This is a genomic window from Bradyrhizobium sp. SZCCHNS3016 (assembly GCF_032484535.1).
Taxonomy (GTDB): Bacteria; Pseudomonadota; Alphaproteobacteria; order Rhizobiales; family Xanthobacteraceae; genus Bradyrhizobium.
This window is the reverse complement of sequence record NZ_JAUETE010000007.1, coordinates 1-15,748: the sequence shown is the minus strand read 5'-3', so window position 1 is coordinate 15,748 and position 15,748 is coordinate 1. Positions and strand designations below refer to the sequence as shown.

Sequence of the window (15,748 nt, the reverse complement as noted above, 5' to 3'; positions counted from 1 at the left end):
CACCATCCGATGATAGCGGTCATCCGCCGTCAAGATCGCGTGGCCGATGCCGATTTGAACAGGTCTTTGTTTGTGTCTTTCCCGATTTGGGACGAAGTCATTGCCATTACCTTTTGTTGAGACTTCTTTGCGAGGGTCTCCCGACGTCAAGCAACAAATTTCCACGACAACGCGAGCTGCGCGATGACCATGGCCGCCGTGATCGAGAGCCGGACGGCGCAGGCGCCCGCGCGGCGACTGCCTTCGGGGCTCGCGCGGGTCGACATCGTGTCCGATCTGGCTGCCGCCGAGCCGGTCTGGCGCGCGCTCGAAGTCCCCGAACATGTCTCGACGCCCTACCAACGCTTCGACCTGCTCGGCGCATGGCAGCGCGACGTCGGCGCGCGCGAGCATGCGACGCCTTTCATCGTCGTCGGGCGTGATGCCGAGCAACGCCCGCTGCTGCTGCTGCCGCTGACGTTGCGGCACGCCTGCGGCGTCCGCATCGCCACCTTCATGGGCGGCAAGCATACGACGTTCAACATGCCGCTGATGGATCGCGAATTCGCCACGCGCGCCAGCGCCGGCGATCTCGACGTCCTGCTCGCAGGGTTGCGCGACCGCGGCGGTGTCGACGTGCTCGCCTTGACCCAGCAGCCGCAGCGCTGGCGCGATCTCGCCAATCCGCTGGCGCAATGGCCGCACCAGTCGTCGGTGAACGACTGTCCGGTCCTGCTGATGCCGCCGGGGGCCGCACCGACGGCGCTGTTGTCGAATTCGTTCCGAAAGCGGCTGAAGAGCAAGGAAAAGAAGCTGCAGGCGCTGCCCGGCTATCGCTACATGGTCGCGAGCAGCGACGCCGAGATCGCCGAGCTGCTCGACTGGTTCTTCCGCACCAAGCCGGTCCGCATGGCCGAGCAGAGGCTGCCGAACGTATTTGCCGAGCCCGGCGTCGCGGCCTTCGTGCGAAGCGCCTGCATGGCAAAACTCGACTGCGGGCATCGCGCCATCGATATCCACGCGCTGCGCTGCGATGCCGAGATCATCGCATTGTTTGCCGGCGTAGCCGACGGGGCGCGCTTCTCGATGATGTTCAACACCTACACGCTGTCGGAGAATGCGCGCTGGAGCCCCGGGCTGATCCTGATGCGCTCGATCATCGATCATTACGCGCGAGAGGATTTTCGCGCCCTCGATCTCGGCATCGGATCTGACGACTACAAGCGGATGTTCTGCAAGGATGACGAGCCGATCTTCGACAGCTTCATGCCGTTGACCGCGCGGGGCCGCGTCGCCGCAACGACGATGGCTGCGGTCGGACGGGCCAAGCATGCCGTCAAGCACAGCCCTGCCCTGTTCCGTCTGGCACAGCAGCTGCGCGGCGCGCTGCAAGCGCGTAGCGGCGCCGCCCAGGTGGACGAAAAGGCCGACGAGAAGGCCGGAGATTAGGCGGCGACGCCGCGCGGCCCCGGCTGGTTGCGGTTGGCGCCTCCGGCCGGTGCCTTCAGCATGGTGACGGCGCCGAAGCCGACCTCGCGCAGCTGCTCGCTCATCTGGCTGCGCGCCTCGGCAGGCATGTTGGGATCGGGCACGACAATGGCGCGCGCGCCCGCGGTCAAAAGCTCGGCCGGCAGGTCGGAGGCGTTGCCGGCGTCGAGCAGCACGTGGTCGTAGACGCGCAACAGCGCATCGATCGCGAGCGCGAGCCGCGGCGATTGCAGTTGGCTGCGGTCGGCGCCGGGGCGGCCGGCGTTGACCAGATGCAGCCGCGAGGCCTGGTCCTTGGTGATGATGGACGCAAACGATGCCTCACCCAGCATCAGCTCGATGAGGCCGGGCGCGGCCGGATCGACCGAGACGCCTGCAAGCAGTTGCGGGCTGCCGGCGAGGTCGACCAGCACCACGCGCGTCTGCGCTGCCATGGTGCGGGCGATCGCGAGCGCGGTGGACGTGACGGCCTCGCCGCCGGCCGTACCGAGCACGGTGACCTTGCGGGCGCCCTCGCCCGCGGCAAGCAGATCGGATGCGAGCTGCTCGAACTCGTTCATCGGCGGCGGCGCCGGCTTCACCGGCTCGGCCGACGGCGCCTCGGCTGGCTGCATGGCCGTGGGGGGCGGCGGTATCGAAGCCGGACGCGCGGCCTCAACCGGCGCCGGCGTCGAAGGTGGTGCAACGGCCGGCGATGCGGAGACCGTACGCGGGGCGATCATCGGCTCGACCCGCGCCGCGAGCACCATGACGTCGGCCATGCTGCTCATGGCCGGGACGGCTGGGCCCACCGCACGCGGAGCCGTGAGGCGCAGCAGCTCGCCGGTGATGACCACGCCCGAGGTCAGCATCAAGGTCGCCAATGTGGCGATCAGCACGATCGGCAGCTTCTTCGGGTACGCCGGCGTGTTGGACAGCACCGCCCGCGAGATGATCCGCCCATCCGCGGGCGGGGTGTCGAGCGACTCACGGGTGTTCGCCTCGCGGTACTTGGCGAGATACGATTCCAGCAGGTCGCGCTGCGACTTGGCATCGCGCTCCAGCGCCCGCAGCTGGACATCGAGGCCATTGGTGGAGGTGGCCTGCTTCTTGGCCTGATCGAGGCTCTGGCTCAGCATCTGCACCCGCCCGTCGGCGATTCGCGCGTCGCTGTCGAGCGAACGCGAGATCTTGCCGGCCTCGTCGCGGATCTGGCGGTCGAGATCAGCCAGTTGCGCTTTCAGCTCCTTGATGCGCGGGTGATTGTCGAGCAGCGTCGACGACTGCTCCGCGAGCTGCGCGCGCAGACTTACGCGCTGCTCGGACAGCCGGCGCATCAGCTCGGAGTTGACCACCTCGGACGCCTCGATCGGCTGGCCGCTCTGCAGCATCTCCCGGATCAGCCGTGCCTTGGTCTCGGCATCCGATTTCAAGGCGCGCGCATTGTTGAGCTGGGTGTTGACCTCGCCCATCTGCTGGTTGGACAGCGACGTGTTGTTGGTCCCCATGAACGAATTCGACTTGGCGCGGAACTCCTCGACCCGCGACTCCGCCTCCTCGACCTTCTTGCGCAGCCCCTGGATCTCCCCAGAGAGCCATTGGCTGGCCGATTTCGCCTGCGCCTGGCGGGCATTCTGCTGAACTACGAGATAGCCATCCGCGATCGAATTCGCGACCTGCGCCGCAAGCGCCGGATCCTGCGACTGGAACTCGACGACGAGGACACGCGATTTGTCCACGGCGTAAACGGTCAAGCGCTCGTAATAGGCGTCCATGACGCGCTCGTCCGGCGTCATGGCGAGCGGATCTTTCACGAGGCCGATCATCGCCGCGACCGACTTCAGCGGCGACACGCCCCGCAGCACAGGATCGAACTCCGGCAGCTCGCCCAGCTTGTTCTTCCTGATGATGTCGCGGGCCAGATCGCGCGACAGGACCAGTTGTACCTGGCTCGTGACCGCCTCGGCATCGAGTGCCGTCCGCTCTTCGGTGCGCTCCCCGTTCGGCCGCACGAATACGTTCTCGCGGCCGTCGATCAGAATCCGCGCTTCGGACTTGTAGCGCGGTGTGATCATGTTGACTGCGGCAATCGACAGAACGAGAGCGAGCAGCGTGGGCAGAAGGATGAAGCCACGCTTTCGCGCCAGGGCACGACCGACCAGCCGGATGTCGAGATCGCCGGCCGGGCCGGGCTCCGCCGACGACGGCGAGCCTGTCACAGGTCGGGCGGAGGCTCCGTCAACCTGTGTCTTCTTGCCGGCACGCCAGAACGCCAACCGCATCATCCACTCCCGCGAGACCCGCGCCACGCCGCCACCATACGTGGTACAATTACACTCTATTAAGGTTGCTGACGGGTTAACCGGAGCGCCTGCAACCTCGCCCTATCGAACAATCGTCATCCTTCGCCATATGCTGCTCGCAACACGTGGAGCTTGCGCCAGATCGTCACAATGCTGGTGCGAGCTTGCCTGGCAGTGACGACAAGTGAGACTTTGTTAACCATCAAGCCTCTATCGAGGTTGGAGCTATCGATATTCAGCGACGAGAGGCGCCCGTGCTTCCGCTATCCGCCAGTCGTCAGATCAGCTCGCGCAGCGGCGCCTGGCAAAACCAAGCGCAAGCCGAGGGCGCGGGCGAGTTCGACATGGCACCGTCGCAGAACAAACCTCTCAAAATCCTTCACGCGGTCAGAGCTCCCGTCGGCGGCATCTTTCGGCACATCCTCGACCTTGCCAACGGCCAGGTCGATCGCGGGCATGACGTGGGCATCATCGCGGACAGCCTGACCGGCGGCGAACGCGCCGATGCCGCGCTGGCCCAGATCGCGCCTCGCCTGACACTCGGCGTGCACCGCATTCCCATCCATCGGGAGCCTTGGCCGAGCGACATTCTGGCACTCCGCCGGTTCCATCGCCTCTCCCGCGCGCTCGCCCCCGACGTGCTGCACGGCCACGGCGCCAAAGCCGGCGCGTTCGTACGCCTGCTGCCGCATCGGCCAGGAACGATCCGCATCTACACGCCTCACGGCGGCTCGCTGCACTACCCGCTCGACACGCTCAAAGGCGCGCTGTACGGCCGGCTTGAACGTGCGCTGATGAACCGGACGGATCTCTTCCTGTTCGAGAGCGCCTTCGCCCGCGATACCTATGAGCGCATGATCGGCCATCCCAACGGATTGGTGAATTGCGTCTTCAACGGCGTCACCGCAGGCGAATTCGACCCGGTCACGCCGGCCCAGGACCAGACCGACCTGGCTTATGTCGGCGAGTTCAGGCACATCAAGGGCACGGATCTGCTGATTGACGCTGTCGCGCAGTTGCGCTCCCGTGGCCGGCCGCTGACGCTGACCTTGGGCGGCGACGGCGAGGAGATGTCGAAGCTCAAAGCTCAGGTCGAACGCCTCGGTCTTGCGGCCGCGGTGCGTTTCATCGGCCATGTGAAGGCCCGCGACGGATTTTCCAAGGGACGACTGCTCGTCGTTCCCTCGCGTGGCGATTCCATGCCTTATGTCGTGATCGAGGCGGGAGCCGCTGGGGTTCCGATGATCGCGGCGAGGGTCGGCGGCATCCCCGAGATCTTCGGAGCGCACGACGACGCGATGTTCATGCCAGGCAACGCGACCGCGCTGGCCGACGCCATTGCAGCCGCACTGGACGATCCGGCTACCGCGCAACTGCGCGCCAAGGCGCTGCGCGAGCGGATCTTCCAGCATTTCTCGCAGAAGGCGATGGTCGAGGGCGTGCTCGACAGTTACCGCGAGGCGTTTACCAAGACCTGACGTCATTTACCATCGCTAACCGTTTCTTCCGATTTGGCCCTTAATCCCGCCGGTGGGGAATTTCCCCCGGCGCTATCAGCGCTTACATGACCACAAATACTAACAAACATAATCCGGGCTTGTACGACTGTGGAACCGATCAACGCTCGCTCGATGTTGGATGCTGCTGCGGCCACGGCCGCATCGACGGCCGCGGCAGGCAAGCCGGCCGTTGAACGGCGTCGCCGCCTGTCGCCGGCGGCTCTCGCGGTCGCCAATCAGAAGGTTCACCGCGCCTACTCTCCAATCGTTCTCGCCGGCATCGTTCGCATCACCGATTTCGTGCTGCTGAGCGTCGTCGGCAGCGTCATCTATTTCGGCTACGTGGTTCCGCTCAGCGGCTTCCATTGGGAGTATCTCGTTGCCATTCTCGGCCTGGCCGTGACCACGGTGGTGTGCTTCCAGGCCGCCGACATCTACCAAATCCAGGTCTTCCGCGCCCAGGTGCGGCAGATGACCCGGATGATCTCGTCCTACTGCTTCGTCTTCCTGCTGTTCATCGGACTCTCCTTCTTCGCCAAGATCGGCAACGAAGTCTCCCGTCTCTGGCTCGCCGCGTTCTTCTTCGTGGGGCTCGGCGCGTTGATCGCGAGCCGCGTCGTGCTGCGCAACCTCATCCGCAGCTGGGCCAGACAAGGACGCCTCGATCGCCGGACCATCATCGTCGGCGCCGACCAGAGCGGCGAGGACTTGGTGCGTGCCCTGAAGGCGCAGGACGACTCCGAGATCGAGATCCTCGGCGTGTTCGATGACCGCAACGACTCCCGCGCGCTCGAGACCTGCGCTGGCGTGCCGAAGCTCGGCAAGGTCGATGATATCGTCGAGTTCGCGCGCAGAACCCGCGTAGACCTGGTGCTGTTCGCGCTGCCGATCTCGGCGGAAACCCGCATCCTGGACATGCTGAAAAAGCTGTGGGTGCTGCCGGTCGACATTCGCCTTTCGGCCCATACCAACAAGCTGCGCTTCCGGCCGCGCTCCTACTCCTATCTGGGCGCGGTCCCGACGCTCGATGTGTTCGAGGCCCCCATCACCGACTGGGACCTGGTGATGAAGATGCTGTTCGACCGGCTGGTCGGCGGCCTCATCCTGCTGCTCGCGCTTCCGGTGATGGCGCTGGTCGCGCTCGCGATCAAGCTCGACAGCCCGGGGCCGGTGCTGTTCCGGCAGAAGCGGTTCGGCTTCAACAACGAGCGCATCGACGTCTTCAAGTTCCGTTCGCTCTATCACCACCAGGCCGACCCCACGGCGTCCAAGGTCGTCACCAAGAACGATCCGCGCGTGACCCGCGTCGGCCGCTTCATTCGCAAGACCAGCCTCGATGAGCTGCCGCAACTGTTCAACGTGGTGTTCAAGGGCAACCTCTCGCTGGTCGGTCCGCGGCCGCACGCCGTGCAGGGCAAATTGCAGAACCGGATGTTCGACGAGGCCGTCGACGGCTATTTCGCCCGCCACCGCGTCAAGCCCGGCATCACCGGCTGGGCGCAGATCAACGGCTGGCGCGGCGAGATCGACAACCAGGAGAAGATCCAGAAGCGGGTCGAGTTCGATCTCTACTACATCGAGAACTGGTCCGTGCTGTTCGACCTCTACATCCTGCTCAAGACGCCGCTGGCGCTGATGACCAAGAGCGAGAACGCCTATTGATATCGGGGATCCGGAGCGGGCAAACGGCCGCTTCGCGCGTGTGTCTGGCCGATCCCGCCATGCGTTGCGTATGAGTGTGAGTTCGCGATGGCCATGACGGCGGCAGCCGGAGAGTTCGCATCGAGGCCGATCGCCCCTCCGGGCGTCGTCGCCCTGCAGCGTGCGCTGGTCTGGCTGGTCGGGGTCTCCGGCGCCATCGTGTTCATCGAACCGAGCCCCTATGAGCTCGTCACGCTCGCCTCCGCCGCGGTGTTCTTCGCGACCGGCATGAGGCTGCGCCTCGTCTTCCTGCCGCTCCTGCTGTTGCTGGTCCTGGTCAATCTCGGCTACACGATCAGCGCCATACCGCTGCTCGACGATTCCAAGATCGCGACCTGGATCGCCACCTCCTGGTACATGGCCTTCACGGCGATCTTCATCGCCATGCTGACGTCGGACGACACAGAAGCGCGGCTCGACATGCTCCGCCGCGGTCTCGTGATGGGCGGCGCGATCGCAGCCCTCGCGGGCGTCGCCGGCTATTTCCATCTGGTGCCGGGTGGATACGATCTCCTCACCCTGTATGGCCGTGCGCGCGGCACCTTCAAGGACCCGAACGTGCTCGGCGCGTTCCTGATCCTGCCGGCGCTGCTCGCGCTGCAGAACGTCGTGACCGCCCGCTTCGCCGCGACCTTGCGCGCCAGCTTTGCGCTCGGCGTGATGGCGCTCGCCATCCTGCTCGCCTTCTCGCGCGCGGCCTGGGGCGGCCTCGTCCTCACCGCCGCCTTCATGCTGGCGATGATGGTGCTCACCAGCCAGACGCGGGGCGAGCGCTCCCGCATCATCTTCATGACGTTGGCGGCCGCCGTGGCCGGCATCGTCCTGATCGGCGTTCTGCTCTCCATCGATTCCATCGCCGACATGTTCAAGCAGCGGGCAAGCTTCGACCAGAGCTATGACGAGGGCCGGTTCGGACGCTTCGGACGCCACATTCTCGGCGCCGACATGGCGCTCGACCTGCCGTTCGGGATCGGGCCGCTGCAGTTCCACAACTACTTCCCCGAGGACACCCACAACTCCTATCTGAACGCGTTCATGTCGGGCGGCTGGCTGTCCGGCATCTGCTATCCCGCTCTGGTCTTCACCACCGTCATTCTCGGCTTCCGCTATCTGTTCGTGCGCGTGCCCTGGCAGCGCACCTACATCGCAATCTTCGCAGCATTCCTCGGCACGGTCGGCGAAAGCTTCATCATCGACACCGACCACTGGCGGCATTTCTTCCTGATGCTCGGCACGATGTGGGGCATGATCACCGCCACGCGCGCCTATCAGGCCGAGGCGAACCGATCCGCAGGGATCGGCCCGCACATCGCAGCTTACTAATCCTCCACCGTGAACGTCAGGCCGGCGTGGTCGACCAGCCGCTTGATCAAGCTGTCGCCGAGCGCGGCGCCGGGCGTCCAGAAACCGCCCTTCACAACGGTACCATCGCGCTGCAGGCCGATGGCGCATTCGCTGATCATCCTCGCCGTCAGACCGTAGCCGGGATCGCCCTTCCCTTTCACCGACGCACAAACGCGCCGTCCGTCGGGAGACACTGCGACGTACAGTAGGTCGAAGTATCCGTTGTCCCGCATCTCCTTCGAGGGCCCCTCCCCGACCTTGGGCGCATTCGGGCCGGTCTTCTCGGCATTTGCCGCCATGACCAACTTGGCGTTGGCTTGGCCTTCCTCTCCATCGCCCGTCAGCACCATTTCGTCGTAGACAAAGTCCTGCCCGTACGGAAAACCCATCAGCACATTGGCACGATGGACGTTGCGTGTGTTGACCAGCGCCATTGCAAACGGCGCGGCCCAAGACTGGAGATCCTCCTCATAGATCGGTCGGTTGGCCGGTGGCTGCTTCGGGCCGGTGAATCCCGGCGTCAGCGCGAACGGGTCCTTCATGATCGCCACAAGGCTCAAATCGGCAGTCAATGCCGCCGCTGTTGCCTTGGCGCTCGCCGAAGTGCCGCCCGACAGCGAGCCGCTCATGCCGCGAATGCGCCCCTTCACGCGCGGCTGTGGCGCACCTAGCACCTGTTTTGCCTGCTGCTGCACGAACAGCACGCCGAGCTCGAACGGCACCGAGTCGAAGCCACACGAGAACAGGATTCTTGCGCCGCTGTGCTCCGCCTCACCTCGATGCCTCCCGATCATCTGGCGCATCCACAGCGGCTCGCCACAGAGATCGACATAATCGGTCCCCGCAGCGACGCAGGCGGCGAGCACATCGGCCCCGTAGAGCTGATAGGGTCCGACCGTAGTCAACACCAGTCTAGCCTGCTCGACCATCGTGCGAATGGAGCCGGGATCGCTGGAATCGGCCACGATCAGCGGCAGATCAGGCGGCGCTCCGACCGCATCGCGCACCTTGGCGAGCTTGTCGCGGCTGCGCCCAGCCATGGCCCAGGTCAGCTTGGCTTCGCCGCTATCGCGCGCAGCGAGATACTCGGCCACGAGTTGGCCGGTGAAGCCGGTTGCACCATAAACGACGATGTCGAATTTAGCCGACGTCATCGTTGCTCTCTGGACCACGGCGGATGGGTTCCACCGCTCTTAGCCCTCCACCGCGAACGTCAGGCCGGCGTGGTCGACCAGCCGCTTGATCAAGCTGTCACCGAGCGCGGCGCCCGGGGTCCAGAACCCGCCTTTCACGCCGGCACCGTCGCGTAGCAGGCCGACGGCGCATTCACTGATCATCTTCGAGGTCGAACCGTAGCCGGGATCGCGGTTGCCCTTCACGGATGCGCGGACCTGGCGGCCGTCGGGGGCGATCGCGACGAAGAGAAGATTGTAGTAGCCGTTCTCGCGTTCCTCCTTCGAGGGACCCTCGCCCGGCTTCGGCGCGTTGGGGCCGGTTTTCTCGGCATTTGCCGCCATCACCTTCTTGGCGTTGGCCTCGCCCTTCTCGCCCGGCCCGGTCAGCACCATTTCGTCGTAGACGAAATCCTGACCGTAGGGAAAACCCATCAGCATGTTGGAGCGGTGGACGTTGCGGGTGTTGATCAACGCCATCATGAACGGTGCCGTCCAGGACTGCAGATCCTCCTCATAGACGGGCTTGTTACCGGACGGCTGCTTCGGGCCCTTGAAGCCGGGCGTCAGGGCGAATGAGTCCTTGAGGATCGATACCAGGCTCAGATCCCTGGCGACCGCATCGAAGGTCGCCTTGGCGCTCGCGGCGGTGCCGCCCGAGAGCGTGCCGCTCATGCCGCGGACGCGGCCCTTCACGCGCGACGCTGCGGCGCCGAGCACCTTCTTGGCCTGCTGCTGCACGAAGTAGACGCCGAGCTCGAACGGCACGGAATCGAAGCCGCAGGAGAACACGATGCGCGCGCCGCTGTTCTCGGCGGTGGCCTGATGCTTGTCGATCATCTGCCGCATCCACACCGGCTCGCCGCACAGATCGACGTAGTCGGTGCCGGCTTCGGCGCAGGCCGCGACGAGCTCGTTGCCGTAGAGCTGATAGGGACCGACGGTGGTCAGCACCAGCCTAGTCTGCGCCACCATCGCCTGCAGTGACGCGGGATCTGAGGCATCGGCCGCAATCAGCGGCGTCTCCGCGGGCGCGCCGATCGCATCGCGCACGGCCGCGAGCTTGTCGAGGCTGCGGCCGGCCATCGCCCAGCGCAGCGAGCTGTCGCCGCGATATTGCGTGGTCAGGTATTCGGCGACGAGCTGACCGGTGAAGCCGGTGGCGCCATAGACGATGATGTCGAATTTGGATGACGTCATTCTTGTTCCCTAGATCTGCTACAAATCAGTTGCTCCGTCATTGCGAGGAGCGTTTGCGACGAAGCAATCCAGACTGTCTCTGCAGAAAGACTCTGGATTGCTTCGCTGCGGTCGCAATGACGATCACCTATTTCTTCCCATACGACACGCTCATGCCGGCGCGGACATCGTTCTGGATCCCATAGGGCGCGATCGGGTAGCGCAGGCCGTTCTTGGCGAGCTGTTTCATGCCGGTGATCGCCTTGGCGAGATCGGCCGGCTTGAGCGCCATCAGCATCTCTTCATCCGGCACACCGCCATAGCGGCGCTCGGCGAAGCAGGGCAGCGACAGGCTCGGCTCGCCGGTCTTCAGCGCGCGGCCCCAGGAGTCGGCGCAGGCGGTTTCGCCGACGACGCCCCATTCGAACTTCTTGTAGCCTGTATATTGCAGGCCGTTGATCAGGATGATCATCTGTCCCGGCGTCGCATAGACGAGGCAGATGTCAGGCGGATCGAGCCGGCCGCTCGACAGCGGGCTCACCGCCATCGCCTGGTAGCGGCCGAACGGCACGACATCCAGCGCCTCCTGTCGCTTGCGCGCATCTTCGGCGGTGCCGTGCCAGACGTCGACATAGTTCGCACCCTCGAGCCAGGTGTCGTCCTGCGGGCCGAACCCGATCACGGCGCGGCACTGCGCGCCGACCAGATCATCTCCGGTGATGCCGACTGTCCAGCCAAGCCGCGAGGCCATGCTGACGATCTGGTCGGTGGTGTGCACCGCGTTGGGACGGCGGATCTTCTCGATCGCTGCCATGTCCTCGACGCGGGCGAACATTTTGATGCCGATCACGGTCGTCTTCAGCCGCAGCAGGCTGTTGAGATCGGCGACCATGGCCGCCAGATCCAACCTGTCCGGCGCGCTCGGCTGTTGCATGTGGCGTTCCCCTCTGCCGCACCCATCGGATGGCGCGATCCGTGCGTTCGATGTCGGGCGCTTGTTAATGCCTTGCACCGGCCGAGGCCAGTATTTCTGCGCGCCGGGCTCGCACGCCACACCATGATCCTTCTCGATGTCCCTAGAATCACTTATGAATTTTTGATCCTCGGACAGGGCCCCGCGATGAGCCAGCGCGACCGGAAAGATGGCGCGACAAGCGCGAAGGCTGGCCTCGGCGGAGCGCCGGTGCTGTCGCCGGCCGCGCTCTACGAGGCGGGACTGCATCACCTCGGCGGAGGTCGTCTGCTCGATGCGCAGGTCTGCTGCGAGCAGGCGCTGGCGGCCGCCCCGAACCACGCCGACAGCCTCGCGCTGATGGGCATCATCGCACTGCAGACCGGTCAGCACGACCACGCCGTGGCGTGGTTCTCGCGCGCGATCCGGCAAACGCCGAAGATCGACTATCTCACCAGCCTCGGCTTCACCCTGAAGCAGATGGGCCGGCTCGACGACGCACTCGCGGTGTTCGACAAGGCGATCCAGCTCAAGCCCGATGAGGCCGAATTGTGGAAGCATATGGGCGGCGTGCTGCTGGCGCTCGACCGCGGCGCCGAGGCGCTGCTGAGCTATCAGCACGCGCTGACGATCGATCCCGCCCACCGTGAGGCTGCGTTCCAGAGCGGCCTGCTGCTGCATCAGCAGCAGCGCTACGAGGAGGCGGTGCGGGCCTTCGGCGTCTGCCTGACGCAGCAGCCCGACGACCTGCAGTCGCTGCAGATGCGCGCCCGGTGCGTTCGCGAGCTCAAGCTCTACGACGACTATCTGGCCGATTGCGAACGCGCGCATGCGCTGGCGCCGACCGAGCCGATGGTCTGCAACAATCTCGGTGATGCCTTTGTCTGTCTCGGCCGCAGCGCGGAGGCGCTGCCGTGGTTCGATCAGGCCCTGGCGTTGCGGCCGGACTTCGTCGAGGTGCTGCTCAACAAGGGTTTTGCGCTGCTGCAGCTCCTGCGTTTCGAGGATGCTGCTGCCGTCTACCGGCAGATTCTCGCGCTCGTCCCCGATCATCCCAAGGCGGCGTGGCAGCTCGCACATATCGAGCTGCAGTGCGGCGACTTCGTCTCCGGCTGGGCCCGGCGCGAGGCGCGCTGGGCCATGCCGGATTTCTCGATCGACTATCCGCGCTTTGCCGAGTCCAAATGGCTGGGCCACGAGGACATCGCCGGCAAGACCATCCTGATCGAGGAGGACGAGGGTTTCGGCGACACCATCCAGTTCGCCCGCTACGTGCCGATGGTCGCCGCGCGCGGCGCCAAGGTGATCCTGGTGGTGCGCGAGGCGCTGCGGCCGCTGATGGCCGGCATCGACGGTGTGACGCAATGCCTCGCCTACGCGCCGGACCTGCAGCGGCCGGTCTTCGACATGCACTGCCCGGTGATGAGCCTGCCGCTGGCCTTCGGCACCACGCTCGATACCATTCCACCGCCAAGCTATCTCCCGCCACTGCCGGCCGAGCGCATCGCGGCCTGGGAGCGGCGGCTCGGAGCGCATGACCGGCTGCGGGTCGGCCTCGTCTGGTCCGGCAATCCGCATCAGGGCAACGATCGCAACCGCTCGATGCCGCTTGCGACCCTGCTGCCGCTGCTCGATCTCGGGGCGGATTTCATCAGCCTGCAAAAAGAGCTGCGGCCAGCCGACAAGGCGGTGCTGGCGCAGCAGAGCGGCATCCGCGACCTCACCGTCGAGTTGACCGACTTCGTCGAGACCGCGGCGCTGATCTCCTGCCTCGACGTCGTCGTCACCGTGTGCACCAGCGTCGCGCATCTCGCCGCCACACTGGGACGTCCGACCTGGGTCATGCTGCCCCATCTCGCCGACTGGCGCTGGCTGCACGATCGCGACGACAGCCCGTGGTATCCGAGCGCGCGGCTGTTCCGGCAGGACGCGAGCTGCCGCTACGAGCCGGTCGTCGAGCGCGTGCGCGGCGAGCTGGCGGCAAAGGCGGCGGGCTTCAGCAAGACGATTGCCTAGGCCGGTCCCGGAAACAGATCGTCGATGCGGCCGCGCAGGCGGTAGGCCACGAGCCCGACCCATTCGCGCACGGCGATGTCGGCGCGGCGCAGTCCCAGCAGCGAGATGCCGTCGAAGTCGAGCACGCGGCCGACGCGCCAGTCCACCGGATAGGGCTCGACCGGGAAGCCGGCCTTGCGGAACAGCCCCACCGAGCGCGGCATATGATAGGCCGAGGTCACCAGCAGCCAGCGCTCGCCCGGCTTCGGAGAGATCATCGCCTTCGAGAAGATCGCATTCTCGTAGGTGTTGCGCGACTGCCGCTCCAGCAACAGCCGCTCCTTCGGCACGCCGAGGCTGAGCAGGATCTCGGCGCCGACATCGGCCTCCTTGGCCTCTGTCGCGATCAGGTTGGCGCTGCCGCCGGTGAACAGGATGCGCGCATTCGGGTAGCGCCGCGCCAGCGCGGCTGCCTGGATCACCCGGTCGGCGCCCGCCACCGTCACCGGCATGCCGTACATGACCGACAGGTCGGAATCGACGGGACCGCCAAGCACGATGATGCCGTCCGGCGCGCCACTCGCCGGGTCCCATTTCGGAAACCGGCTCTCCAGCGGATAGAGCATCAGGCTGCCGAGCGGCGTCAGGCCCACGATCGCCAGCAGCAGCATGGCAGAGACCACGAGCCTGCGGCCGAGCACGGCAAACCGGGTCAGCATGAGGATGGCGCCGAGCAGGCCCAGCGCGATCATGAAATTGGTCGGCAGCGCCAGCAGGCCGAGCGTCTTCGACAGGACAAAGAACATTGCGAGCTCCGGCGCGGGGTGAGGTGCCACGGCCGCCCTCATACACGACAGCCGCCATGCGTCGCCATCTCTCTGCGGCGGCCAGCGGATGCGCTATGCTCGGTCCCGAACCGGTACGAATGAGAGGACCATGGCCCATCACCATCTGCACGCGAGCCCCGAGACCTGCCATTGGGGCTTCTTCGAATCCCGGCTGAAGCCGGTGCTCACGATCAACAGCGGTGACGAGGTCACGATCGATTCGATCAGCGGCGGGCCCGACGCGGTGCCCGACACCAGCAAATTCCACGTGCCGCCGGAATTGTTCGACGTCCACGCCCGCAGCGAGCGCATGGTGCCCGGCCACATCCTGACCGGCCCGATCGCGGTCAAGGGCGCGGAGGTCGGCGACGTGCTCGAGGTCGACATCCTCGACGTCCAGCTGCGGCAGGACTGGGGCTACAATTTCATCCGGCCGCTGGCCGGCACCCTGCCCGACGATTTCCACGAGAGCCGGTTGATGAACATCCCACTCGACAAGACCAGGATGGTCGGCAAGATGCCGTGGGGGCTGGAGCTGCCGCTGGCGCCGTTCTTCGGCGTGATGGGCGTGGCGCCGCCGTCGGCATGGGGCCGGATCACATCGCTGATCCCGCGGGCGATGGGCGGCAATCTCGACAACAAGGAGCTTAGGCCGGGCGCCAAGCTGTATCTGCCGGTGTTCGTGCCGGGCGCGCTGTTCTCCTGCGGCGACGGCCACGGCGTGCAGGGCGACGGCGAGGTCTGCGTCACCGCGATCGAGACCGCGCTGCAGGGCCGTTTCCGTCTCACCGTGCGCAAGGATCTCAAATTCGACTATCCGCGCGCCGAGACGGCCACCCACTACATGACGATGGCGATGGACCCCGACCTCGACCAATGCGTGGTGCGGGCGCTGCGCGACATGATCGTGCTGCTGGGCGAGAAGCGCAATTTGTCGCGCGAGGACGCCTACACGCTGTGCAGCCTCGCCGCCGATCTGCGGGTGACCCAGACCGTCAATGGCTCCAAGGGCATTCATTGCATGATCGCGAAGGCCGTCGTGCACGGGTGACGATGGTCAGATCTGCGCAAACCAACTGCTCCCTGGGGTTATGGGTCCCGGGTCGGCGCCACGTCGCCGCTGACGCGTCGTGGCTTGGCCCGGGACGACAACGGAGAATGAGGCGAGAGCGGAGCAACTCAGGGACAAGCGTCCGCAATCCCGCGGCAGGTCATGCCCGAGCTCTGTTGCAGCATCTCACCCTCTGAAAGGTCGGAGGGCGCAGGGAAGGCCAGGCGTCGGCTGACGCCTGCGGCCCGCCTGCGAGAAAAAATGCAGGCGGCAGGTACC

The 15,748-nt window shown here is 65.8% G+C and carries 11 protein-coding genes; 6 read left to right on the top strand and 5 right to left on the bottom strand.

Translation table 11 applies throughout. The annotated features are described in order from the left end of the window. The first annotated feature begins 183 nt into the window (after window positions 1–183). On the top strand, window positions 184–1,428 hold the full coding sequence (locus QW881_RS14940; RefSeq protein WP_315759213.1) for a GNAT family N-acetyltransferase: 1,245 nt from the start codon (window positions 184–186) through the stop codon (window positions 1,426–1,428). On the opposite strand, the gene QW881_RS14935 is transcribed toward QW881_RS14940, so the two are convergent. Next, window positions 1,425–3,728, bottom strand: a complete 2,304-nt coding sequence (locus tag QW881_RS14935) for a lipopolysaccharide biosynthesis protein (protein WP_315759214.1) — start codon at window positions 3,726–3,728, stop codon at window positions 1,425–1,427. The two genes, QW881_RS14940 and QW881_RS14935, sit on opposite strands and share 4 nt — an antisense overlap. Window positions 3,729–4,093: 365 nt before the next feature. Between QW881_RS14935 and QW881_RS14930 the strand changes: the two genes are divergently transcribed. The 3 genes from QW881_RS14930 (at window position 4,094) to QW881_RS14920 (ending at window position 8,272) form a co-directional block, all read left to right on the top strand. Continuing rightward, window positions 4,094–5,227: a glycosyltransferase family 4 protein gene (locus QW881_RS14930; protein WP_315759215.1), complete on the top strand. Its 1,134-nt coding sequence runs from the start codon at window positions 4,094–4,096 to the stop codon at window positions 5,225–5,227. 153 nt (window positions 5,228–5,380) lie between these two features. After that, window positions 5,381–6,910 (top strand): undecaprenyl-phosphate glucose phosphotransferase, encoded by a 1,530-nt coding sequence (locus QW881_RS14925; protein WP_315759216.1) that lies wholly within the window; start codon window positions 5,381–5,383, stop codon window positions 6,908–6,910. Between the two features lie 87 nt (window positions 6,911–6,997). Beyond that, the gene (locus tag QW881_RS14920; protein ID WP_315759217.1) at window positions 6,998–8,272 is read left to right on the top strand and encodes an O-antigen ligase family protein; all 1,275 of its coding nucleotides are present in this window, start codon (window positions 6,998–7,000) and stop codon (window positions 8,270–8,272) included. On the opposite strand, the gene QW881_RS14915 is transcribed toward QW881_RS14920, so the two are convergent. From QW881_RS14915 to QW881_RS14905, 3 genes are all read right to left on the bottom strand, one after another. Next, window positions 8,269–9,447: a saccharopine dehydrogenase family protein gene (locus QW881_RS14915; protein ID WP_315759218.1), complete on the bottom strand. Its 1,179-nt coding sequence runs from the start codon at window positions 9,445–9,447 to the stop codon at window positions 8,269–8,271. The two genes, QW881_RS14920 and QW881_RS14915, sit on opposite strands and share 4 nt — an antisense overlap. 39 nt (window positions 9,448–9,486) lie before the next feature. Further along, complete coding sequence (locus QW881_RS14910) at window positions 9,487–10,665, bottom strand: saccharopine dehydrogenase family protein (protein ID WP_315759219.1); 1,179 nt, start codon at window positions 10,663–10,665, stop codon at window positions 9,487–9,489. Between the two features lie 127 nt (window positions 10,666–10,792). Then, a complete protein-coding gene (locus QW881_RS14905; protein WP_315759220.1) occupies window positions 10,793–11,578 on the bottom strand; it encodes a DUF169 domain-containing protein in 786 nt (261 codons plus the stop codon). 186 nt (window positions 11,579–11,764) lie between these two features. Here QW881_RS14905 and QW881_RS14900 point away from each other — a divergent pair, with 186 nt between their 5' ends. After that, the gene (locus QW881_RS14900) at window positions 11,765–13,612 is read left to right on the top strand and encodes a tetratricopeptide repeat protein (RefSeq protein ID WP_315759221.1); all 1,848 of its coding nucleotides are present in this window, start codon (window positions 11,765–11,767) and stop codon (window positions 13,610–13,612) included. Here QW881_RS14900 and QW881_RS14895 read toward each other — a convergent pair. Next, a complete protein-coding gene (locus tag QW881_RS14895; protein ID WP_315759222.1) occupies window positions 13,609–14,397 on the bottom strand; it encodes a YdcF family protein in 789 nt (262 codons plus the stop codon). The two genes, QW881_RS14900 and QW881_RS14895, sit on opposite strands and share 4 nt — an antisense overlap. Before the next feature lie 130 nt (window positions 14,398–14,527). On the opposite strand from QW881_RS14895, the gene QW881_RS14890 reads away from it, so the two are divergent. After that, the gene (locus tag QW881_RS14890) at window positions 14,528–15,469 is read left to right on the top strand and encodes an acetamidase/formamidase family protein (protein WP_315759223.1); all 942 of its coding nucleotides are present in this window, start codon (window positions 14,528–14,530) and stop codon (window positions 15,467–15,469) included. Window positions 15,470–15,748 lie beyond the last annotated feature (279 nt).